This window comes from Planococcus chinensis (genome assembly GCF_042681545.1).
Lineage (GTDB): Bacteria > Bacillota > Bacilli > Bacillales_A > Planococcaceae > Planococcus > Planococcus chinensis.
This window is the reverse complement of sequence record NZ_JBHUFW010000009.1, coordinates 22,347-44,853: the sequence shown is the minus strand read 5'-3', so window position 1 is coordinate 44,853 and position 22,507 is coordinate 22,347. Positions and strand designations below refer to the sequence as shown.

Below are 22,507 nucleotides of genomic sequence, written 5' to 3'. Positions count from 1 at the left end.
TTCTGATAAATTAAAGACAGCGCATGAAAGCGCTGTCTTTATTTATTTCAAAGGGGGATGTTCAAATGTTGAAAAAAATGATTTCGTTGTCATTGGCAGGTGTCATGGCGTTCAGCTTGGCCGCTTGTTCATCAGGCGGAGAAACAGCAGCAGACAAGGAAGCAGGTTCTAATTATCCTGAACGCGGCATAGCTATTGTTGCTCCATCAGGCGCTGGCGGTGGATGGGATTTAACCGCACGTTCAATCGCGAAAACGATGAACAGCACAAAACTGATCGAAGAACCGATTACCGTGGAAAATAAACCCGGGGGCGGCGGTGCTGTTTTCATGGCAGAGTATGCTACCAAAGAAGTGGATAATGATTATATGATGATGGTGAAATCACCGCCAATCTTGATCAATAACAACAAAGCTGAAGGCAATAGCCCTTATGGCTATAAAGATACTACCCCGCTTGCGCAATTGACGCGTGATTACGGCGCAATTGTCGTTAAAGCGGATTCAGAATACCAGACATTGGAAGAGCTGCTCGAAGCAATCAAAAAAGATCCGACAGCCATCACATTGGCAGGCGGTTCTGCACCCGGATCGATGGACCATCTTGTCGGCATCCTGCCTGCTTTTGAATACGGCATCGATGCGAAATCCGTAAAATACGTTTCTTATGACGGCGGCGGCGAAGCAGTCGCAGCACTTCTTGGAAGCAATGCAGATGTGATCGCCACGGATGCTTCCACAATTGCCGAGTATGTGAAATCCGGCGATGTCCGCGTCCTTGCAGTGAGCTCACCTGAGCGCCTTGAAGGCGAATTGAGCGAAGTCCCTACTTTCAAAGATTCCGGAATTGATGCAGAATTCACGATCTGGCGCGGAATCTTCGGACCTAAAAATATGTCTGAAGGCGCGAAAACATACTGGACTGAAAAGCTGGAAGAAATGTCGAATACCGACGAGTGGAAAAAAGAACTTGAGCAAAACGGCTGGCAGAGCGAATACAAAAATGCCGCTGATTTTGAAGAATACTTGAAAAACCAGGAGCAAGTCATCGTTGAATTGCTGACTGCACTTGAAATGCAAAAATAATGGGCAAGCGGCTTCGGCCGCTTTCTCCATTTAAGGAGTGGAATTTATGAGTAAAACGTTTGACCGCTTTGCGGGAATCGCCTTTCTTTTGATTGGGCTTCTTTTCGTTCTGGAAAGTCGGAAAATCTCTGAAAGTTCTTATGGATCTTCTGTCGGTCCGGACATTTTTCCAATCGGCCTTGGCATCCTGTTGATTTTGCTGAGCATGCGGCTATTGTATGAAACCTTCCGCTACCAGGCGGTTGACGGCAATTCCGAAGGAGTGCAGTACGGCAAATTCCTGGTGATCTTCATCGGCGCAGTCCTTTACGCAGCGCTTCTTGAACCCCTGGGGTATGTCATCACCACTTTCGCTTTCCTGCTTCTTGCTTTTCAGACAATGGAACGCGGCAAGTGGATTCAGTCCCTTGTGATTGCCGGCGCATTTTCATTCGGCGTCTATTACTTATTTGCGGAATTCCTCGGCGGTTCATTGCCCGGGTTCCCGGTATTTTAACAGGAAAGGCGGAATATCATGAGCACTTTACAATTCTTGATGGATGGCTTCAGCGTCGCCTTCCAATGGCAGAATATCCTTTTCGCTTTTGTTGGTGTCTTGATCGGAACGGCAGTCGGCGTTCTGCCGGGCATCGGTCCGATGAGCGGTGTAGCCCTGCTGATTCCGGTTACAGCTACGCTTACAGCTGGTCTGCCGCCAGAAGCGGCTGCCGCGAGTTCGATCATCCTGCTGGCCGGCGTCTATTACGGGGCCATGTATGGCGGTTCCACCACCTCGATTTTGCTGAACACTCCAGGTGAATCCTCTTCAGTCGTAACGACGCTTGACGGCTACCAGATGGCGCGGCAAGGCCGTGCCGGGGCAGCGCTTTCGATTGCAGCAATCGGATCGTTCGCAGCGGGGATCATTTCCCTGATCGGCCTCGTCCTTCTGGCGAAGCCGTTGTCGAATATCGCACTCGAGTTCGGCCCTGCCGAATATTTCGCATTGATGCTCCTTGGGCTTGCTGCTGTAAGCGGGCTTGCAGGAAAATCGATGACCAAGGCATTGATGATGACCGTTTTCGGTTTGATGCTCGGCACCATCGGCATCGATGCCGTGTCAGGCATTGCCCGCTTTACCTACGATTTGCCGATCCTTTATTCCGGCCTGGAATTCTTGACGATTGCCGTCGGGCTTTTCGCCCTTGGCGAGGTTTTCAAAACAGTACTTGAACGCGATCATGAAACAGGGTCGATCGCCAAGATCGGCCGCATCCTTCCAACCCGGCAGGATATGAAAGACAGCACTGCACCGATCTTGCGCGGTTCATTCCTAGGGTTCTTTATCGGTGTTTTGCCGGGTGCCGGCGCCACATTGGCATCGTTTTTCTCCTATATTGCCGAGAAGAAATTCAGCAAAACGCCTGAAAAATTCGGAACCGGCGCCATTGCGGGCGTAGCGGGACCGGAATCGGCGAATAACGCTGCTTCCGGCGGAGCCTTGATCCCCCTCTTGACGCTTGGCATCCCGGGTTCCGGGACAACTGCAATCTTGATGGGCGCGCTCATCATGTACAACATCCAGCCTGGCCCGCTGCTTTTTGACGACCATCCGGAAGTAGCGTGGGGACTGATTGCAAGTATGTTCGTCGGGAACTTGATGCTTTTGGTGCTGAACATGCCGCTTGTAAAAGTGTTCGCTAAAATCATTCAGACGCCTAAGAAATACTTGCTGCCGATCATCATTGCCATTTCTTTCTTCGGTGTTTACGCAGTGCAGTACACAACGTTCGACTTGTTCCTTCTGCTTGGCTGCGGAATACTCGGCTACCTGCTTGTCCGGAACGATTTTCCAGTGGCACCGCTCGTATTGGCGCTTGTGCTTGGACCGATGATCGAGAACAACATGCGCCGCGCATTGACCATCTCGAACGGCGATTTCTCCATTTTCGTCACCAAACCGATTTCCCTGGCTCTTTTGATCGTCGCCGCTGCTTGGCTGCTTGTGCCGCTGCTGCTGAAATTCAAAGGACGCGCCATCATTGTGAACGAAGAAGATTAAGCTCAATAGAAAGCATGTGAAAAAGCCGTCCTCAAAAGGACGGCTTTTAGCTTGTAGACAAAGTTTAATTATGATGAATAGAGATGTATAAGCCCGACCGGGCTGGCCACTTCGCTTTCCGTGGGCTCGGCTTCAGCCGCTTCCCTCGCTTCGCTCAGTCCAGGGTCTTCAGCTCGAGCTGGTCCCACAGGAGTCTTCGTGGCCAGCCCGGTCGGGAGCGTCACCTGTATCATAAAAAAGGATTAAGACGCTAATTCTACTTTGTGCAGCTGGATGCAAGCCGCTGGCTTCAAGATCCGCTACGGAAGGCGGCGTCTCCTGCGGGATAGCGATGTGCCGAACTAACTCGGACGCCAGTCCGAGTTAGTTCGGCGCGAGCCCGCGGAAAGCGTCCGCCTGAAGTGAAGGATCCTACACAGCTTCCATTAGTTTTATTCAGCTAATTGAAAAATTATTCTTTTGTCTACAAACTGAAAGCCGTCCCCAAAAGGACGGCTTTTTCTATGTTCTTAGACTTCAGTTGTTTCTTTTAGTGCATCCAAACGTGCCTGTACGTCTGCACCAGTCAACCCATGCTCGAAAGCATAGCGGTTGCGCGGGTGCTCGCGGCATTCGTCTGAACAAGAACGCATGTATTTGTGTTCGTTTTCTTCAGAAGCAAGGATTTTCTTGTTGCATTCGGGATTCGCGCAGTTCACGTAGCGCTCGCATGGTTCGCCTGTGAAATGGTCTCTTCCGACGACGACATGTTCCACTTGGTTGACCGGAACGGCAATGCGCTCGTCAAAGACGTACATCTGCCCGTCCCAAAGCTGTCCTTTGACTTCCGGATCTTTTCCGTAAGTTGCGATGCCGCCGTGCAATTGCGCCACATCTTCAAAACCTTCTCTTTTCAGCCAGCCGGAGAATTTTTCACAGCGGATTCCGCCTGTGCAGTACGTCAAAATTTTCTTGCCTTCGAACATTTCTTTATTTTCACGGACCCATTCCGGAAGATCGCGGAAGTTCTCTACATCCGGACGCACAGCGCCGCGGAAATGGCCCAAGTCATATTCATAGTCGTTGCGTGCATCAAGCACGATGGTATCCTGATCCTGCATGCGTTTATAGAATTCAGCAGGCTCTAAGTAAGTGCCAGTCAATTCATGCGGATTGATGTCTTCTTCCAATCCCAAGTGAACGATTTCTTTTTTCGCGCGCACATGCATTTTCTTGAATGCATGGCCTTCCGCTGCATCAATCTTGAAGACGATATCAGCAAAACGCGGATCGCTTTTCACCATTTCCATGTATGCATCCGTCTGTTCGATCGTACCGGAGCAAGTACCGTTGATTCCTTCATGGGAAACCAGAATACGGCCTTTCAAACCGATTTCTTTGCAGGCCGCCAAATGTTCAGCCGCAAAAGCTTCCGGGTCTTCGATCGGTGTGTATAAATAATAAAGTAAAACGTTGTGCGTATGATTTTGCATGAATCATACCCCCTATTCTTCGATTAGTTCTCGTTGCCAAAAAAGCATTAAAAACCTAAATCATTTTACAATAAAACCCGGCAAACTTCAACTTCTCTTCAAAGGAAAGGACAGCTGCACAAAGCAGCCGCCCTTTTCTCCAAATTCTTTCATTGTTCTTTTTCAGCGTTCAAGTCCCAGACAAATCCGAATTTGTCTTTCACTTTCCCGTATTTGGCGCCCCAGAACGTATCCTGCAATTCCATGAGCACCTGTCCGCCTTGGGCCAGCTTTCCGAATATCGCGGTTGCTTCCGCTTCGCTTTCGCATTCGACGACCAAGGCTAGTCCTGAGCGGGGCTGAGCCGGCGCTTCCTCGACGGAATCCGCCATCATCAGGCGGAAATCGCCCTTTTGCAGCAAGCAATGCAGCAAATACTCTTTTGCGTGCTCCGGTGCAGGAAAACCGGCATTGCCGTATGTCTGGCTTCCTTTCAGTTCCAAGCCGAAAATTTCTTGGTAGAACGCGGACGCTTCAGCTGCTTGTCCGTAAAATGTCAAATAGGGCGTGATTGCACCTTTCATGGGCTTCTTCTCCTTTTTTTCAGCAGAGCCGGTTTTCGACTTTTCCACCTTCAAGGCAAGCCTTGATGGCTTTCGCGTTCATGTCCATCATCGCCAGGCGCGTCTGGACAGTGGCACTGCCGATATGCGGCAGTACGGTAACATTCGGCAAAGTCAGCAATGGATGATCAAGCGGTACCGGTTCCTGCTCGAACACGTCGAGGCCGGCTCCCCAAATCCCGCCTGATTTCAGCGCTTCGTAAAGCGCCGTTTCATCCACGATGCCTCCCCGCGCGACATTGATCAGGCATGCCGTTTCTTTCATCAGGGAAAGCTCCCGGGCGCCGATCATGCCTCTCGTCTCTTCTGTAAGCGGGGTCAGGAGGACCACAAAATCGGACTTGCCCAAAAGTTCGTCCAATGCTGCGTATTTGACATCTTCAAAACTGCGCCGTGTCCGGTTATGGTACAGCACTTCCATACCGAAGCCCTGTGCACGCCGTGCGACCGCTTCCCCGATGCGGCCCATGCCGATGATGCCCAGTGTAGCGCCGCCGACATTCCGGCCAGCCATGCCCATCGGCGTCCATGATTTCCAATCGCCGGAGCGGACCGAGTCCGATGCTTCGACAATGCGCCTTGCTGTCGCCAGAAGCAGCGCGAACGTCAAATCAGCTGTGCTTTCCGTCAGCACTTCCGGTGTATTGGTCACCATGACATGATGTTCATGCGCCGCATGCAAGTCAATGTTGTTGAAGCCGACCGCAAGATTGGAGACGATTTTCAGGTTCGGCGCATTTTCGAATACTTCCTTGTCAATCTTATCGGAAAGCATTGTCCATAACGCATGCGCCTCTTTGGCTTGGCGAAGGAGCTCCTCGCGCGGGGCCGGCATCTCTTCGTCTTCCCACATCCGGACTTCGAATGATTCCTGCAGTCCGCTGACCGCTTTTTCTGGCAATTTTTGCGTAATAAAAATAATTGGTTTCATAATGGCCTCCCTCAGATTCTATTATCAAACAATTATAACAACTAAAAAAACTGCCGGCAAATGCCAGCAGTTTCCAGTTCTGTTCAATCCATCGGACGGGTCCGGATTTTTTTCATGTAATACCAAACGGCCAGTAGTCCTACCAAGACAATCAAGGCGTAGACAATGTTCGAATAAACATCCAATTGTTCCAGAATCGCTTCACGGTTGTCCCCCACCGCTTCACCGACGTAGACGAGAACCGTGTTCCAAAGCAGCGTCCCGAGTGTGGTGAACGTCAGGAACAGCCAAAATTTCATGTTCGACATCCCGGCGGGAATTGAAATCAGGCTCCGGACCAGCGGAATGAGCCGGCCGAAAAACACGGTCCAGATGCCGAACCGGTCGAACCAGGCGTCAGCCCGGTGGATATCTGCACGCTTCACACGCAGCAGGCGTCCGTATTTGTCGACGATTTTCTCCAGCCGTTCAACATCCAGCAGCAATCCGATGCCGTACAAGACGACAGCACCCGAAAGCGACCCGGCTGTCGACGCCAATATGACGCCCGGAATGGTCATGGTCGTAGTGGTGGTCATAAAACCCCCGACCGTCAGAATGACTTCTGACGGAATCGGCGGGAAGACGTTCTCTAACATAATCAGTAAAAATATTCCAAAATATCCGTAGTCAGACATGATGTCTGTAATCCATTGTTCCATGCATACTCTCCCTTTACATTGCTTTTTCGAATTTCATTTTAATCGACCATAATTCAGAACGGCTGCCGATCCGGATTGGAGGTCCCCAGAACCCGAAACCGGAACTTACAAGGAAATGGGTTTTGCCGATTTTCCTGTGTCCATAATCCAGCTCGAACACCTTTCGGGTGATGAGGCTGTTCGGCCACATCTGCCCTCTATGGGTATGTCCGGAAACATGGAAATCTGCCCCCAGCTGGACCGGCTTTTTCAGATCCGACGGCGTATGGTCCATGACAATCCATGGCAGCGTTTTTTCAGGAGCCAAGAGGTCGAGGCCATGCCGCTTTCCATTCGTGCGGTCTTCGCGCCCTGTTAAATAGAAACGATTGGCAACCAAAATAGTTTCATCCCGGAGAATCCGGACTCCCGAACTTTCCATCAAACGGACGAGCAGTGGGATTTTCCTGCCGTAATATTCGTGGTTCCCTAGGACGCCGTAGACGCCGAGCGGCGCGTTCAGCCGCTCCATTTCCTCCTGCATGCCATACCGTGCATACCAGATCGGATCATCATCAACTAGATCGCCTGCCAAAAGCGCCACATCCGGTTTCAAACCATTGGCCTTGTCGACAAAACGCTTCAAGTGGCGCTTGCCCGACAAGACGCCGAGATGGAAATCGGAGCCTACAACGATATGCAGAGTTTCCGCCGGTCCATGCTCTACCAGAATCTCCACTTCCCTGACGACCGGGCTATACGCCAGGTAAGAGCCGGCCAAGAAGATGCCAGCCATCAGGACAGCTATGCCATTGCCGATGAGCATGGCCTCCTGCGGCCAGTCGACCAGCAGGCTCAGCACATTCGCCAGCGGGAAGAGAAGGAGCCCGTATTGGAAGAACGCGAACCAGTAAGAGCCGATGATGCTGAATGCCAGCCATCGATGTCCGAAGCGGCCGATAAAGAAACTGAAGGCAATAACCATCCATGCTCCCCAAAAAAGCCAGGCATTCATATCCGGCAGCCACGAAATGAGCCAAATGCGGACATTCCAGCCCAAATAAATGGCCAGCGCCAGGTAGATGCTGATCCCGCCGCCAATGGCAGCAATTTTTTTCATAGAGTTGTCCCTTTCTTCATTCCATATAACAGGTATTATATCATTTTCACAGGCAAACCACCTCTCCCGATTCCAACTACGCCTCAAGGCTTAGAGAAAGATGCAGTCAGGGTCCATGTCGGAAAAATGCGGTGCTTGATAAGATGAAGGTACAAATTGAGAGGAGGAACAAATATGAATAAGTTTTGGATGATCACACTCGGCGCCATCGCGGCCATCATCGTCTTGTCGAACCTGGGCGCGATTGCTGCATTGGCAATTTCGGCGCTGATCCTGTATGCGGGGGTGCATTATTATTTGCGCAGCACCGCAACCGCCGGAAAAATCTGGTGGGGATTCGTTGCTGCCATCGGCGCTATTTCGGCCATTTCGAATGTACCCGCTTTGATCGGCGTTGCGGCAGCTGCAGGGCTATGGATGATTTACCAGAAATGGAATGACTGCCCGGCTGCTTTTACCGAAACAAAAGATCCTTTCGTAAATTTCGAGAACCAGTGGAACAAGCTCAACAAATAAGGAGGAGAAGACAAAATGACAACACTATGGGAACGCTTTAAATTCGCAGTCGCAACTGATTTGGACGCCGTGGTTTCAAAAAAGGAGGAGAAAAATCCGATTGCCGCACTGAACCGCTACATCACAGAAGCTGAACGCCAAACGGAGGCAACCGGCAAATGGGTGGAACGCCAGACCCAGCTCAACACAAAGCTCCAAAAGGAACTTTCAGAAACAAGCAACATGCTCGAAAAACGCCGGGCCCAATACGAACTTGCGCAATCTGCAGGAGAAAGCGAATTAACGTCCTTTGCTGAAATGGAAGTGGCTTCCTACTCCCGCCGCGCCGATGATCTGAAAGCAGCGATTGCTGAAAATCTCCATGAGATCAACAGCCTGGAACAGCGCTTCGAGGAAATGAAACACAAAGTGAAAGACATGAAAGTGCGCCAGCTGCAATTGATGGGGAAAGAAAATGCCACGCGCGCCCATCATCAGATGGATAAGGTCCTGAGCCCTCAACTCGCAGCAGAACGCCTCGGCTCTTTTGATGACATGGCTTCCTACATCAAGAACCTGGGAGCGAAAGTCGAAGAAGAGCACGAACGGACAACAATGGAACGCCGCTTGGAAGCGCTGGAAAAAAACAGCGCAAAGCAAATCGAAATTGGTTAAAATAGAGTGAGAAGAAGAATCCCTTCTTCTCGCTTTTCCGCTGCAAAGAAGGAGGCAAAAACACGATGAAAGAACTGACAACCAACCGGCAAGCGCTGATTTTCTGGAGCGCTTTATTGCTCGTCTTTGTAGAAGTTGCCTTTTTCCGGAACGGCAGCGTATTTTTGGTTCTTCTTGGCATTGGAATTCTGTATTACGCAATGAACAAAGCTCCTCAAACCCGGAAAATATATGTTTGGACCAGCGTCATCCTAATCGGCATTTCGGTGCTGTCGATGTGGAGCCTGCGCCTGATCATCTTTTCCATCGCCATGTATCTTTTGGTCCGCCTCTGGAAAGGCGAAGACTGGCAGCAGGATTTGCCGCTCGGCGGAACAGTCGACAAAGGGCTCATCCAGAACCGCTTTTTCGCGGCGCAAAGTACACCGATTGAAGCATACGAATGGAAGGATATCCATGTCCAGGGATTCGCAGGCGATTTGTTGATTGATGCGACCCAGACCGTCCTTCCCAAAAAAACGTCATTCGTATCCATACGCCAGGGCTTCGGCAAAGTGAAGATCATACTGCCTTACGAAGTTCCGGTCCGCATTTATTACAATACCCTCTTAGGGGATGCCCGGTTTTTCACCAGCACCAAACAGCGTGTTTGGAACGGAGCTGTGCATACTGACAATGGCTATCCTTCAGACGGCCGGACCGAAATGATCATCACAATCACCACGTGGATGGGCGATGTCGAGGTGATCCGCCGATGAGGCAGATTCTCCCGCGCGGCCTTTTCTTCATGGGGCTGTTCGCGTTGATCGTCTTCAGCATTCTGATTGTGCTGTTAGGGCTTCCAACTCTCGCAACCTGGGATGTGTTATGGGAAGATTTTGTCGCCGGCCTCCCCTTTGGGATCTGGCTGCTGGTTCTTATGCTTGCTTTGTCAGCAGGCATCGCCTGGTGGTCGGAATCGCTGTCCCGTTCAAAGGTCCAGGACATCGATGAAATTTTCCAAGCGCTCCTTCGCAACGAAGATCAAGCGGCCATCGAAGCTGCCAAGATGAAGGCGCTGCCGCGCAATTTATCTTCATCGATCCTGAAGCTGCAGAAATTGATGGAATCCCAGCGCAAAAGCCTGGCGCGCATTTCGAACGAACGTGCCGAAAACCAGGACAAAATCATCCAGGAACGACTGGTCATGGAGCGCCAGCGCCTCGCCCGGGAACTGCACGACTCCGTGTCCCAGCAATTGTTTGCCGCCTCGATGCTGCTGTCATCGATGACCGAGCGGGAAGCCGCTTCACCCGCGCTTTTACAGACTGAGAAAATGGTCCAGCAGGCACAGCTGGAAATGCGGGCATTGCTATTGCATCTGCGCCCTGCCGCCCTCCACAACAAAAGTTTGTGCCAAGGCTTGGCAGAACTGATTTCCGAACTGAAGGAGAAAGTCTATTTCGCCATTGACAGCAAGCTTGAAGAAGTGCCGCTTCCCAAAGGGGCGGAAGACCACCTGTTCCGCATCGCCCAGGAAACGCTGTCGAATACCCTAAGGCATTCCAAGGCGACCGAAGTCCATATCCTGTTTGTGGAACGCGACGGGTTCGCTATTTTACGGGTGCAGGACAACGGAATCGGATTTGAAAGCGAACAATCGAAATCCACTTCCTACGGCTTGAAGCATATTGAAGAACGCGCGATTGAAATCGGGGCCGTCAGCAAAATCGTGTCGGTGCCGTCGGAAGGCACTATCGTTGAAGTGAAAGTACCGATCGAAAGGAAGGTTTCTGATGATCCGAATCTTATTGGCCGACGACCATGAAATGGTCCGCATCGGCGTATCTGCCTACCTCCAATCACAGCCGGATATGGAAGTGGCCGGGGAGGCAGTGAATGGTGAAGAAGCTGTCCGGATGGCCCTTGAACTCCGTCCGGATGTCGTGCTGATGGACATGGTCATGCCGGTGATGAACGGCGCAGAAGCGACCGACGCCATCATCCGGAAATGGCCGGAAGCGAAAATCATGATCGTCACCAGCTTCCTGGATGACGATAAAGTGTATCCGGCTTTGAAAGCCGGAGCCGTCAGCTATATTCTGAAAACGTCCAAAGCTTCGCGAATCGCCGACTCCATCCGGGAAACGATGAACGGCACACCGGTCCTCGAGCCGGAAGTGATGACGAAAATGATGAAACAGATGCGCCATGACCGCGTCCCGCACGAAGAATTGACGGAGCGGGAAATGGAGATCCTGCTGTTGATCGCATCGGGAAAAACCAACCAGGAAATTGCAGACGAATTGTTTATCGCCCTCAAGACTGTGAAGACCCATGTCAGCAACCTGCTTTCCAAGTTGGACGTCCATGATCGCACCCAGGCGGCCATCTATGCGTTTCAGCACCGCCTCATCTCACCGCCGCAATGATTTAATCTGCCAAAAAAGCCGTCTGCATTCGCTGGACGGCTTTTTTTAATAGAATAAATGAGCGGGTTGTTCCAGTTTTCTGAAATGTGAATTAAAATGGAATAAATGCAAGCCCATAACAAAGCAAGGGAGCTGGAGACATGATCAGTAAGGTCGGACAAGTGATGCTATACGTCAACAACCAAGACGAGGCAGTGGAATTCTGGACAAAGAAGCTGGGATTCACTGTAGTAGCGGATGAAAAAACTGAAGGTATGAGATGGATTGAAATTGCGCCATCGGTTAACGCGGAAACAAGCATCATTCTGCACGACAGGGAAACCGTTGCTAACATGTCGCCCGGAGTGAATCTGGATACTCCATCGTTGATGTTCTTCACTGAAGATGCCGAAAAGCTGCACAAGGAGTTTGCTTCCAAAAACATCACAGTCGGGGAAATTGTCGAAATGGCTTCAAACAAGGTATTCAACTTTGCGGACAATGAAGACAATTACTTTGCGGTCATGGAGAAATAGAGCCAGCAAAAAAAGGGCCCGCGGGAGCCCTTTTTTGTTTGTCTTTTGATTCATTTGTTCGTACTGGTTCTTACAGGCTGTTGATGGTGACCGTCACTTTGAACAAATCCCCGTCCACTTCGATTTTCATCGTGCCGCCATGGAGTTCGACAATCGATTGGGCAATCGCCAGACCTAAGCCCGAGCCTTCCGTCTGGCGGGAAGCATCTCCCCGTTTGAAGCGCTCAAACAATTCATCCGGATTTTCTCCGAGTTCGTAGCGAGTGATATTTTTGATAATGAATTGTGCCTGCCCATCCATTTCCTCGAGCGTAACATATACTCGCGTGCCCGGCAGCGCATATTTGATGGCATTCAAAATAAGGTTATCAAGCACGCGCCACCATTTCTGGCCATCGGCATACACCTGGATCGGCCGTTCCGGCAGCGATACCCGGAAGTCGAGGCCCGATTGGCAGATGTCTTCGGCGTGTTCCGCCAGCGCCTGCTGGAGCAGCTGGGCGACATCCAGTTTCGACCGTTGAAGCTCCATGTTGCCGCTTGCCATTTTCGATACTTCGAACAAATCCTCAATCAGCGTTTTCAGGCGCTGGGATTTCCGATCAAGGATCGCTGCATACGACAAACGGTCCTCATCCGACAAGTCCGGTGCTTTCAGCAGGTCGGTATACGTAATGATCGAAGTTAACGGCGTCCGCAGATCATGGCTGACATTCGTGATAAGTTCTGTTTTCAAGCGTTCGCTTTTCGCCTGTTCCGTCATCGACAGCCGCACGCCTTCTTTCAGCCGGTTCAGCTGGCGAGCATGATTCGCAAGCGGCGAATTGCCGGCAACGGGCACCGGCTGATTCAACTGCCCCATCGCCATCGCTTCCGTTTCCTGCATCAATACATTCAGATAACCGAAGCGTTTCATCATCATGACCAGGACCGGGATGCCGATCAGCAACGTCGCCGGGATCCAGAGAAGCACCATTCCCGGAACGACGACTGTCAACAGTGTACCGAATCCCCAGAAAAAGATGACGATCAGCAGGATCAGCATCTGGACGCCGATTGTTTTATTGAGAAATGCCTGCCTCATCACCAGCAAATTCCGATGGATGAGGCTGTTCTGGAATTCATTCCGGAGAAGGCCCGGTTTTTTGTAATAAGCAAACAAATAGATTCCCTGCAGGAGTGCCAGTGCGATCACCGCCAGTGCCACTCCGAATTCCAATATGGAATCAACGATGTTCAGCGCATAATCATCGCGCCAAGAAGAATTCAGTGCATAAAAAGCAGAGAACGAGGCATAAAGCGCATAGATGCCTGACAGAATAAATGCAACTAGACGAATCTCAATAGACCAACCGGTCCATTTTTCATATAAGCTGCTGAATGTAAACCATTCCAAGCGGAACTTCAGAACCGTAAGCAGCAGCCCTAGCCCTGCTACAGTAATGATAGAGAAAATATACAGTATTGATTTTGCGAGCGTAAATCTTTGCAGTTCGATTCCTAAATTCGAAGCTGCCAAAAGTTCGCGGTCGACCTGAATAGTGCCTTCAAATCTTCCTTCTCCCAGGAACCCATCTGTGTCATCAAGACTATAATCCATTTCTGTGTCCGTTAACGGTTGGCGTGCCGAATAGCTTCTTTCAAAAACCGGATTCTCCAAAAGCTCTCCTTGTGTAAAGGTTTCTCCTGTATCGATATTTTTCAGGCGGTAAACGTAATAACCATTATCTTGCTCGAAGTATGCCCTTTCACTTTCTGTTCTTTTCTTCAATTCAAGGATTTCCTGGCGCTTTTCTTCTATAACCTTTTCGCGCACCACATCTTCATCGGCAAAATTGCTTTGGACTGCATCGATTTTCCGGTCCCGTTCTTTCACCAGGATTTCTTCAACACTACTGTTTCCGGACGCCTTGGCTTGGTCAATTTCATCAGCATATTGCATTTGAATATTATCTACCTGATCCGCCAACGAGCCGTACCTTGTGCGATATTCCTCGATTTCACTGGCTGTCACCGTAATCTTTGTTTCTTCATCCAGGGGTGCAAGTTCATGAGCGAACAGCCGGTCCGTATAGAATTCATAGGACATATCAAATTCAGCCGTTTCCGTATAGGATTTCCCGAAATGAGTCGGCCCGAGTTCCATAATGGTAAACGCTCCGAGCAAAACAAGTGACGCAGCCAAAAGCCATAGCCATTTCTTCATCATCATGCTCCCCCTTTCGGAAGGAGCCGGAGCGAAGCCAGCAGTTCAGCTGCAGAGGTATCTTTCAATATCTCCACAACAAAAGCGAAACAATATAATAGTGAAAACAATGCTAAGATGACTGCGGCAATTGACCACAGATCATTTTTCCATTTTGTAGCCAACGCCCCACACCACCTTTAGGTACCGCGGATTTTTCGGATCCGCTTCGATTTTTTCCCGTATCTTCCGGATATGGACAGCGACAATGTTTTCAGCATTGTACGCCGGTTCGTTCCAGACCCGCTCATAAATGTCCTGGATGGAAAACACCCGCCCGGCATTCGCCATCAGCAATTCCGTCACTTTGAATTCAATCGGCGTCAGCTTGATCGGTTCCCCGTGAAGCGAGACATCTTTCGCTTCTGTATCAAGCACCAGCCCATCGATCTCAATGCGCTGGGTTTTGTCCTCATATGTCCCAAGACTGACGTACCGTCTCAGTTGGGACTTCACCCGGGCGACCAATTCCATCGGATGGAACGGTTTCGTCACATAATCGTCTGCACCGACCGACAACCCATGGATCTTATCGGAATCCTCTGCCTTGGCGCTCAGCATGATGATCGGAATATTGCGCTGTTCGCGGATCTTGAACGTAGCTGCAATTCCGTCCATCTTCGGCATCATGATGTCGAGGATGATGACGTGGACGTCGCTCGTTTCCAACAACTCGATCGCTTCAACTCCGTTAGCGGCTTTCAACACATTGTAGCCTTCATTCTTCAAATAGATTTCTATGCCGTCGCGGATATCCTGATCGTCATCAGTCACCAGCACCGTAAATTTCCCCATCGTCAACACCTCTTTCATCTCTGTAATTTATTGTAAACGAAACTTCTTAAGCAGACCTTAGGAAAAATATGAAGAAATTCTTAAGAAAAGCGCAGGCGGCCTGTTAGATTCGACGGGCATAAGACGGACCGGCGAAGCGGCGCTTTTTGCCGCACAGCCGGAACGGCTTATGACCCCGAGAATCTGGCCGCCGGAGTCTAGACAAAAAGAAAAGCGCAGGCGGCCATCTAGCCCCGACAAGCGCTGGAGGAAGTGCAATGAACGGCGCTTTTTGCCGTTCGCAGCACTTCCGAAGCGACCTCGAGGGGCTGGCCGCCGGAGTCTGGACAATAAGAAAAGCGCAGGAGCCCTGTTAGATTCGATAGACACTTCCTTATACGGCCGCTTTTCTTTTGCCCATCGTCAAAATCAGGATTCCGCCGAGAAGCAATAGGACACCAAACCAAGCAGAGCCGCTTAAGCTTTCGCCAACAATGAAGACACCTAGCAGCGCCGCCGTCATCGGCTCCCCTAGCGACAAGGTCACTGCTGACGACGACGGAATTTTTTTCAACCCGGCTGAAAACAAAATATAAGACAGGCTGGTTGCGCCAAGCCCCAAATAGACGATAACGCCTAAATTGCCGAAATCCGTTATGTAGGAGATGTCATAAAACAGCAAGAACGGCAGGAGGCACAATGCGCTCAGCGAAAAGATGACTGCGACCGCCGGAACGGCGTCCATCTTTTCGAGTACCTTTTTGCTGGTGATCGCATAGCCTGCAAAAGACACACCCGCACCAAGCGCCAGCAGGATGCCGGCAGGATCGGCCGATGCCGAGCCGTTGCCCAAAAACAGCAGGAAGCATCCGGCAATCGCTGAAACCGTCGCGGACACCCAGATTCTATCCGGCCGGCGCTTTAACAGCACCCATTCCAGAATCCCCGAAAATACCGGCGCGCTTCCGATCGTAGCGACAGTGCCGATTGCCACGCCTGTCAATTGGACAGCAGAGAAGAACAGCGGCTGAAACAGCGCCATCAAAACGGCAGAAGCGAGCGCGGCTTGCCAAGGGATTTCACGCCATCGCAATCCTTTGGTCAATAAAACAAATGCAAGAAGCGCAAATCCGCCGACGCTCAACCGGAGCGCCCCGATTGTCAGCGGATGCGCTTCACCATTGATAAAACTTTGCGCAGTCCCTGTAGTCCCCCAAAGAACCGCTGCTGCCAACACCCAGATATAGGGCCAAAACTTCACAAAAAACACCTCTATTCCAATATTCCAGCCATTAGCTTACCATCAATTGAATGGTTTGAGATACCTTCTCTCTTCCATTATAATAAAAGAAAAAAGAGGAGATGATCATATGTATATGACAGTCCCGGAAACTGCCGCTTTTCTGTCGATGCCTGAAGAACAGGTCACCCGGTATGTTTTAGAAGGCCGCATCCGCGCAGTCCATGACGGTGAACAGTACTTGGTCAACACCTCCCAATTCGAAACGCATTTCCAACAATTGGAGCTGGCAAAGCAAGCCTTGGAAGAATGGCAGATGACTCCGATTCCAGATGATGTGGATATCAAAGACGAAGATTGAAAATATGCAGCAAAGCATCCCGGCATTGATTGCCGGGATGCTTTTTTGAATGGATTATCTCGGATAGCGGATATACTGCCGCTGGCCTTCAATGATTTTCTTATTATCTTCGACCATCTTATCGTAGTTAAGCTTTTTCATTTCTTCAAAATCATTGCCTGGGATTACGTTCAGCCCTTCCAAGCTCTTGCGCATTTTCTCGGCATTGCCGGTGATTCCCTGGACAAATTTCTGCGATTCTTTCCCCATCCGCTCCCAGCCTTCAGTAGTTTTCAAAAATGAAGCAAACGCCTGGATCTCTGAATTCTTTTCCAGCAGGGTCTGCAGGTTGAGGAATTGATACAATGTCAGCAGATTTGCAGTTTCCTGCGTTCTTTCCACATCAGCCTGGGTGATTTCCTTGCGGACCAATACGTCATTGTCGTAATAGTTCTTGTAGTCTTTGACCATCGAAGAAAGCTTTTGCTGTATTTGCCAGAGTTCGGCAAATGCATCCCTTCCTTTCAGAGCAGAAGCATCGGCCCCAGAAGCCGGGATGCTCAACGGCTCGGTGAAATAGGCCGCATTGATTTTCAGGTAATCCATGCCGATGTTGAAGATGTTGCTGCTCAGATCACCGAAAAGAGCCAGATGGCGCTGGGCTTCAAGCGCTTCTTCCCGGTTCTCTTCACCCGGCGTCAAATAGGCGGTGGCGACAGACGCATTGTTCTTCGTGAATCCTGCCATGTAATAAGGCTTCCCATTCACCGTCCAATAAACCGGGTTTACAAAAACGCCTTCGGTCCATTTTTTATGTTTTTTCACTTTTTTCAGGAGCAGTTGCGTAGTCTGGTCATTCATTGTCGAATCTCTCCTTTAACCAATCTTACTAAATGATAGCATTACCCGAACAATCCAGTAAATGAATTCCATCCTTTGGCAATCGCGTCACCCGCTTTTGAAGCAGTGCTCTTGATGCCTTCCCAGTTTTTCGCCACGTATCCGGTAAGCTTCGAAGCACCCCATAAAGCGGCCCCTGCTACAACGATTCCGGCCCCGATGGCTTGGGCACCAGGAAAGGCCGCTGTTACGACGCCAGCGCTCATCATTGTAGCTCCAAGGCTGGCCGTCGCATCCGCAACTGCGACTGTTTTGTCTGCGCCGCTGGCATTCGCATCATTGAATGTATCCGTGACGCCGCCATCGCCAAATGTTTTCATATACGTGTCAATTCCGCCGAGCACTGTTCCGCCGACTGCAGCGACTACATTCAATTTTCCTAAAGCTCCCATGGCCGCCGGTCCAGCAGCTGTTGCTCCGCTCATCGCACCACCGACAGCTGAAGCGTTCGAGGCATTCCGCGCATTCTGAATGGTGCTGATTGACTGTGCAGCAGTGAAGCCATTGCCTAGGGCATCATTTGCATCAGATATTCCATCTAAAATAGGGCTGTCAATCCCCAGTTTCAAGCCGTTCAATAACAAGCCGGACAAGAAAAATGCAGACCCTCTGCCCATCTCTCCGCTCGTTGCCGTCAATGAATTCCCTGCTAGATCCACTTGTCCAAGAATGACATCTTTGGCGATATAATTGAACACTTCATAGCCATCCGGCCCGTCAGAATTTGTGCCGTCCCCCGAGGTCGCATCGCTGNACTTCATAGCCATCCGGCCCGTCAGAATTTGTGCCGTCCCCCGAGGTCGCATCGCTGCTCGTACCGTCGCCCGAAGTTCCGTCGCCGCCTGTGCCGTCGCCCGAAGTTCCGTCGCCGCTCGTGCCGTCGCCCGAAGTTCCATCTCCGCTCGTGCCGTCGCCTGACGTTCCGTCACCGCTTGTGCCGTCGCCCGACGTTCCGTCACCGCTTGTGCCGTCGCCCGAAGTTCCGTCGCCGCTCGTGCCATCGCCCGAAGTTCCGTCGCCGCTCGTGCCGTCGCCCGAAGTTCCGTCACCGCTTGTGCCGTCGCCCGAAGTTCCGTCTCCGCTCGTGCCGTCGCCCGAAGTTCCGTCTCCGTTCGTGCCGTCGCCTGACGTTCCATCGCCGCTTGTGCCGTCGCCCGACGTTCCGTCACCTTGCCACGAGTCGCCTTGCCATGTATCGCCAGTCCACGTATTGCCTTGCCATGGCGTGCCTTCCCAAGTGTCGCCTTTCCACGTATCACCCGTCCACGAATTGCCGCTCCACGGTTGAACAGAAGCTGCTGCAACTGAATAGAAGAAAGATTGAGCGACAGTCAATAAAATAACCGCAATCACTACACTTCGTTTCATTAATTTCTCCATGATGTTCCTCCCTCTTTATGTTTCACTCTGAAAATCCGGTTTCTTTGTTCCCAATAGCAAACAAGCTCATGTCTTCTCTCCATTTCGCTGTGTACGCCGCAAGAATCAAGTAAAACAATGGAAGGAAGATTGTATTCAAGAAAATATGGCAAATAGCGATTGCCAGGAAGGAAGTCGTGATGTCCATCACAATGGTCTGTAAAATATAGGAGCCGATGATTTCTGCGAATCCGAAGGCAGCTATCAGCAATACGATTTTCCAGTGATGGACTTTAAAAATCCGGATGCTTTCCCGGACTGATGTCCAGACAGACTCTTTGTCCATGATTGCTAAAATAGGGGCTAGCGAGAAAATTCCTAGCAGAATCACTCCCGGGAGGATAAAAAGCATCAACCCGATCGTGACCGCTGCCGCTGCGACAACCGAAAACAAAAAGAAATGAAAAGCTTTTAAAGCAAAATGCAAAAATGTCTGGCGCAGCGGATTCTCTACACCCATTTCTTCGCTGTGCCAAAAATGGACGAACGGCACGAGCGCAAAGAGAAAGAATGAAAAGACGATAAACGCGTTGTAAACATCGGCAATGCTGAAAAGGGTGCCGAATGTCGGGGTAACCGCCAGAATATAATTGGCTGCAAAAAATTGGATCAAGATGACAGGCAGCTGAATGAAAAGCACAAGCAGCAGGATGCGCTCGTATTTATGGCCGAAAAAAGTTAACGCTGACCGGATTGGCCGTTCCATCTTAAAACCTCCATCCTTTTATTGTTTTTGAAGCTGGGCTAAATGATTCTTCCTCATAAAGGGCAATGCCAGCCCTACCGCAATGGCGGTGAATGGAAAAGCACCATCGCTGAAGAGCCATTCGAATACTGTGACAGGCACGAAGATGCCGTAAAAGAAAAGCATCAACATCAAATAAATTCGTTGCCATTTTTTCTGTTTGCTCATTAGAGACCTCTATTCCAGGGAATACGTTCTCCCTTCCCATCCGGGTATTTTCTGCACAAATTTCACTTCAGGTCCTTTGGAAGACTTGTAAAGGTTTTTCTGAATGCCGGCGAAAAAGCCGTTATAGGCGATTGCCCCTGCTTCATGCGAGGACTCCACCACGATCTGCCCATCATCAAACACGGTCATGACCGCTCCTTCAAGCTCTCCTCCATTGGCCAAAATCGTGTTGCGTGCACTTTCTTTCATCGATTTGATCCATGCAAATTCCAGTTCTTCACTCATTCTTTTCTTTAACAGACCATTGCCCAGGCCCTTGTCCAATTCTTTGGCCAAGATGCGGTCAATGGCTTCGTTGCGGATTTCATTGAGTGTGTAGTCCGCCATCTCCCCGGAAAGTTTTTCGGTTTCTTCCTGGATCAATTCATCCAGCGTTTTTTCCTCTTTTTCCTTTTCCGGCGCTTCCTCATCCCCTGGCACTTCAGGTTCAGCCGGTTCAGCCGCATCTTTAGCAGCTTCCTCTTCTTCCAAGAACTCTTTCAAGTCTTTTTCATAGGAAAGGATGAAACCGGGAAGCTCTTCATAAAGCGTCGCCGTAGCCGCCAGCGCCGCTTGCTGCGACGTGGACATGGCCTGCTCCTTCACAATCAGTGCGCCTGCCAGGTTCAGGATAAGCAAGAACAGGATGATCATAATGCTGATCAGCCCCAGCACGAACAGCGCCACGTTCCCTTCTTCATTTTCAAGGCGGTTCCGGATCCTGTTCATTTGATCACCTTGCCCGATGTATCAGCGCTATAGGAAAATGACGGTTTGCCTCCGCCGAACATGCTGGCCGGCAGAAAGACGAAGTCGATGTTGACGTTGACGGCTGCTGTAAATTCGTTGGTGCCCGATATCGGGGCGCCGGCAAAGCTGATGTAAGTGCCTCCGGCGTCCACAATTTTCTGTGCCGCAGCAGTCGCTTCTCCCGCGTCCGCCGTCACCGAATAGACTTTGGCAGCCTCGCTTGCGGCAGATTCTGCAATCATCAAGCCATGGAAGCCGGCGATGAACTGCCAGGCAATCATCATGACCGTAAAAATCAATGGCACAACCCCTAAAAATTCAATTGTCGCTGAGCCTCGTTCGTTCATTAATTTTTTCATGGCCTCCACCTTTGCTGACAGACTCCCGCTTTTCCGGCTTATTTTGCAGGGGGATGCATAAATAAGCCGGAAAAAGGGGAGTCCCCTTTTTACTGTTGATCTGCGTCATCCGGATACTTTTGATCGATTTCGGCGCGCATCTTTTCAAGCCCTTGCTCTTTTATCCGGTTCAGTTCAGTAACCAGTGTTTCCCTTGACTCTTTTGCCAGCTGCTCAATTTCTGCTGCTCTTGCAGTCAATGCGTCGACTTGGTTGAAAGTCAGGTATCCTTTTTCCTGCAACAATCCGAAAACGCGGATTAGTCCTAAATGCTGCTGGTCCGTACTTGCATGCCAGCGATTTTCAAATTTTGTGATGGCCAGCCAACTGGCGTTGCTGGCTGCAAGCACATCCACTTCCGAATCCACTTTCCAGGCTTCCCATCGCGCCAACACTTCCTGGGACTGCTCGAATTCCTCTGTCAGTTCCGTGCCGCTATTGACATTCGAGAAAATGCCGTTTGCAGCAGCCGCCACTTCTTTTAACTGTTGCTGTGTTTCACTGTCTGCATTAAAGCCGATGACATTGATAATCGGCGATACATCGCTTTCGGAGAAAGTTTTTGCAACAGCTACAGGGTCTCCGCCGCACGTTTCGATGCCGTCGCTGACCAGGTATACCAGGTTTGTATTGGTTTTTGCGTCAAGCCCGGCAAAACTTTCTTTTGCTGATTCCAATGCTCCGGCTACCGGCGTCCATCCTGCCGGTTCAAAAGCATCCAATGCCTGATTGAATTTCGCCTCATCAAATGCTCCGCGTTTGTACACTTCATCGATTGTTTCGCACGAAGCGGCTTTTTGAGCTTCCGTCCCGTCGCCTTCATGGCCATAAACCCGCAGCGAAACGTTCGCTTCTTCGGGAACTTGGGTCATGAACTCACGGATGGCTCCTTTTGCCAATTCCATCCGAGTCTCCCCTTCGATAAGGTTGGCCATCGAACCGCTTGAATCCAGGATGATTTCAACATTGTAATTTTCTTTAAAAGCAAAGCGCGGATCTGCTTCCGGTGTTCCGGACAATGCAAATTCCATTTGATCCAGGACGTCCTGAGGATCCTGGAAGTCATAGGCTACGAGCGAATAAATATAATTGAAATACAAATCCAGTTGTTCTTCAGAGGCATCTTCCGGCAATGGCGGAACTTCTCCGAATTCTTTCAAGAAAGCTTCTTCGACTTGCTGTCGCTCTTCAGCGTTTACGACATAGATATCATTGATTTTGCCTGAAGGCTGAGCGATCAAATCTTTTTCGTCTGCCGGGAGAGGCAGCATTTCTTTTTCTTTAAGAACCGCTGATAAGTCTTCTCCATTTTCTTTTGGTGCTTCTTCAGAATCTTCTTGTGCTTTTGGCTCTTGTTGTCCACTGGCTTCCGCTTGAGGCTTTTCTGGCTGCGCTTGTTCCTGGCAGCCTGCCAAGAACACGGCAAGCAAGGCCACCAGCAAGTATCGTGTTTGCTTCATCG

At 50.4% G+C, this 22,507-nt stretch carries 24 protein-coding genes; 10 read left to right on the top strand and 14 right to left on the bottom strand.

The genetic code is table 11. From position 1 onward, the window contains the following. Positions 1–65: 65 nt before the first annotated feature. Genes ACFSDB_RS11985 through ACFSDB_RS11975 form a run of 3 tightly spaced genes read left to right on the top strand, consistent with a single transcriptional unit; the run spans position 66 to position 3,126 of the window. A complete protein-coding gene (locus ACFSDB_RS11985) occupies positions 66–1,085 on the top strand; it encodes a tripartite tricarboxylate transporter substrate binding protein (protein WP_204893507.1) in 1,020 nt (339 codons plus the stop codon). A gap of 46 nt (positions 1,086–1,131) precedes the next feature. Next, entirely contained in the window at positions 1,132–1,581 is a 450-nt protein-coding gene (locus tag ACFSDB_RS11980) for a tripartite tricarboxylate transporter TctB family protein (RefSeq protein WP_204893508.1), read from the top strand. Positions 1,582–1,599: 18 nt separating this feature from the next. Continuing rightward, positions 1,600–3,126, top strand: a complete 1,527-nt coding sequence (locus tag ACFSDB_RS11975; protein ID WP_204893509.1) for a tripartite tricarboxylate transporter permease — start codon at positions 1,600–1,602, stop codon at positions 3,124–3,126. A gap of 509 nt (positions 3,127–3,635) precedes the next feature. On the opposite strand, the gene trhO is transcribed toward ACFSDB_RS11975, so the two are convergent. The 5 genes from trhO to ACFSDB_RS11950 form a co-directional block, all read right to left on the bottom strand. Continuing rightward, positions 3,636–4,598 carry an oxygen-dependent tRNA uridine(34) hydroxylase TrhO gene (trhO, locus tag ACFSDB_RS11970; protein WP_204893510.1) on the bottom strand — a complete coding sequence of 321 codons (963 nt, stop codon included), beginning with the start codon at positions 4,596–4,598 and terminating at the stop codon, positions 3,636–3,638. A 149-nt stretch (positions 4,599–4,747) separates the two neighbouring features. Further along, a complete protein-coding gene (locus tag ACFSDB_RS11965) occupies positions 4,748–5,161 on the bottom strand; it encodes a VOC family protein (protein ID WP_204893511.1) in 414 nt (137 codons plus the stop codon). Positions 5,162–5,180: 19 nt separating this feature from the next. Next, a complete protein-coding gene (locus ACFSDB_RS11960) occupies positions 5,181–6,131 on the bottom strand; it encodes a 2-hydroxyacid dehydrogenase (protein ID WP_204893512.1) in 951 nt (316 codons plus the stop codon). Between the two features lie 83 nt (positions 6,132–6,214). Then, entirely contained in the window at positions 6,215–6,832 is a 618-nt protein-coding gene (locus ACFSDB_RS11955; RefSeq protein WP_204893513.1) for a DedA family protein, read from the bottom strand. A gap of 13 nt (positions 6,833–6,845) precedes the next feature. Continuing rightward, on the bottom strand, positions 6,846–7,931 hold the full coding sequence (locus tag ACFSDB_RS11950) for a metallophosphoesterase (RefSeq protein ID WP_204893514.1): 1,086 nt from the start codon (positions 7,929–7,931) through the stop codon (positions 6,846–6,848). 174 nt (positions 7,932–8,105) lie between these two features. Here ACFSDB_RS11950 and ACFSDB_RS11945 point away from each other — a divergent pair, with 174 nt between their 5' ends. From ACFSDB_RS11945 to ACFSDB_RS11920, 6 genes are all read left to right on the top strand, one after another. Continuing rightward, a complete protein-coding gene (locus ACFSDB_RS11945) occupies positions 8,106–8,447 on the top strand; it encodes a lmo0954 family membrane protein (protein ID WP_204893515.1) in 342 nt (113 codons plus the stop codon). 15 nt (positions 8,448–8,462) lie between these two features. Next, on the top strand, positions 8,463–9,101 hold the full coding sequence (locus ACFSDB_RS11940; RefSeq protein ID WP_204893516.1) for a PspA/IM30 family protein: 639 nt from the start codon (positions 8,463–8,465) through the stop codon (positions 9,099–9,101). A gap of 65 nt (positions 9,102–9,166) precedes the next feature. Then, entirely contained in the window at positions 9,167–9,859 is a 693-nt protein-coding gene (gene liaF, locus ACFSDB_RS11935) for a cell wall-active antibiotics response protein LiaF (protein WP_204893517.1), read from the top strand. Beyond that, positions 9,856–10,908 carry a sensor histidine kinase gene (locus ACFSDB_RS11930; RefSeq protein ID WP_204893518.1) on the top strand — a complete coding sequence of 351 codons (1,053 nt, stop codon included), beginning with the start codon at positions 9,856–9,858 and terminating at the stop codon, positions 10,906–10,908. The genes liaF and ACFSDB_RS11930 overlap by 4 nt, the downstream gene beginning before the upstream one ends. Beyond that, entirely contained in the window at positions 10,877–11,512 is a 636-nt protein-coding gene (locus ACFSDB_RS11925; RefSeq protein WP_204893519.1) for a response regulator, read from the top strand. The genes ACFSDB_RS11930 and ACFSDB_RS11925 overlap by 32 nt, the downstream gene beginning before the upstream one ends. 140 nt (positions 11,513–11,652) lie before the next feature. Beyond that, positions 11,653–12,027: a VOC family protein gene (locus ACFSDB_RS11920; protein WP_204893520.1), complete on the top strand. Its 375-nt coding sequence runs from the start codon at positions 11,653–11,655 to the stop codon at positions 12,025–12,027. Between the two features lie 70 nt (positions 12,028–12,097). On the opposite strand, the gene ACFSDB_RS11915 is transcribed toward ACFSDB_RS11920, so the two are convergent. The 3 genes from ACFSDB_RS11915 to ACFSDB_RS11905 all read right to left on the bottom strand — a co-directional run bounded on the left by ACFSDB_RS11915 (position 12,098) and on the right by ACFSDB_RS11905 (position 16,307). After that, positions 12,098–14,236 carry a sensor histidine kinase gene (locus tag ACFSDB_RS11915; protein WP_204893521.1) on the bottom strand — a complete coding sequence of 713 codons (2,139 nt, stop codon included), beginning with the start codon at positions 14,234–14,236 and terminating at the stop codon, positions 12,098–12,100. 138 nt (positions 14,237–14,374) lie between these two features. Then, complete coding sequence (locus ACFSDB_RS11910) at positions 14,375–15,067, bottom strand: response regulator transcription factor (protein WP_204893522.1); 693 nt, start codon at positions 15,065–15,067, stop codon at positions 14,375–14,377. 373 nt (positions 15,068–15,440) lie between these two features. After that, positions 15,441–16,307 carry an EamA family transporter gene (locus ACFSDB_RS11905; protein ID WP_204893523.1) on the bottom strand — a complete coding sequence of 289 codons (867 nt, stop codon included), beginning with the start codon at positions 16,305–16,307 and terminating at the stop codon, positions 15,441–15,443. Between the two features lie 109 nt (positions 16,308–16,416). Here ACFSDB_RS11905 and ACFSDB_RS11900 point away from each other — a divergent pair, with 109 nt between their 5' ends. Further along, positions 16,417–16,647, top strand: a complete 231-nt coding sequence (locus tag ACFSDB_RS11900) for a helix-turn-helix domain-containing protein (protein WP_204893524.1) — start codon at positions 16,417–16,419, stop codon at positions 16,645–16,647. 54 nt (positions 16,648–16,701) lie between these two features. On the opposite strand, the gene ACFSDB_RS11895 is transcribed toward ACFSDB_RS11900, so the two are convergent. The 6 genes from ACFSDB_RS11895 to ACFSDB_RS11870 all read right to left on the bottom strand — a co-directional run bounded on the left by ACFSDB_RS11895 (position 16,702) and on the right by ACFSDB_RS11870 (position 22,505). Then, positions 16,702–17,487 carry a hypothetical protein gene (locus ACFSDB_RS11895; protein ID WP_204893525.1) on the bottom strand — a complete coding sequence of 262 codons (786 nt, stop codon included), beginning with the start codon at positions 17,485–17,487 and terminating at the stop codon, positions 16,702–16,704. A gap of 1,441 nt (positions 17,488–18,928) precedes the next feature. After that, on the bottom strand, positions 18,929–19,651 hold the full coding sequence (locus tag ACFSDB_RS11890; RefSeq protein ID WP_204893527.1) for a hypothetical protein: 723 nt from the start codon (positions 19,649–19,651) through the stop codon (positions 18,929–18,931). 18 nt (positions 19,652–19,669) lie between these two features. Then, complete coding sequence (locus ACFSDB_RS11885) at positions 19,670–19,858, bottom strand: hypothetical protein (protein ID WP_204893528.1); 189 nt, start codon at positions 19,856–19,858, stop codon at positions 19,670–19,672. Between the two features lie 9 nt (positions 19,859–19,867). After that, positions 19,868–20,626: a pilus assembly protein TadG-related protein gene (locus tag ACFSDB_RS11880; RefSeq protein ID WP_204893529.1), complete on the bottom strand. Its 759-nt coding sequence runs from the start codon at positions 20,624–20,626 to the stop codon at positions 19,868–19,870. Continuing rightward, positions 20,623–21,006 (bottom strand): TadE/TadG family type IV pilus assembly protein, encoded by a 384-nt coding sequence (locus tag ACFSDB_RS11875; RefSeq protein WP_204893530.1) that lies wholly within the window; start codon positions 21,004–21,006, stop codon positions 20,623–20,625. Before ACFSDB_RS11875 ends, ACFSDB_RS11880 begins: the two co-directional genes overlap by 4 nt. A gap of 89 nt (positions 21,007–21,095) precedes the next feature. Further along, a complete protein-coding gene (locus ACFSDB_RS11870) occupies positions 21,096–22,505 on the bottom strand; it encodes a VWA domain-containing protein (RefSeq protein ID WP_204893531.1) in 1,410 nt (469 codons plus the stop codon). Positions 22,506–22,507 lie beyond the last annotated feature (2 nt).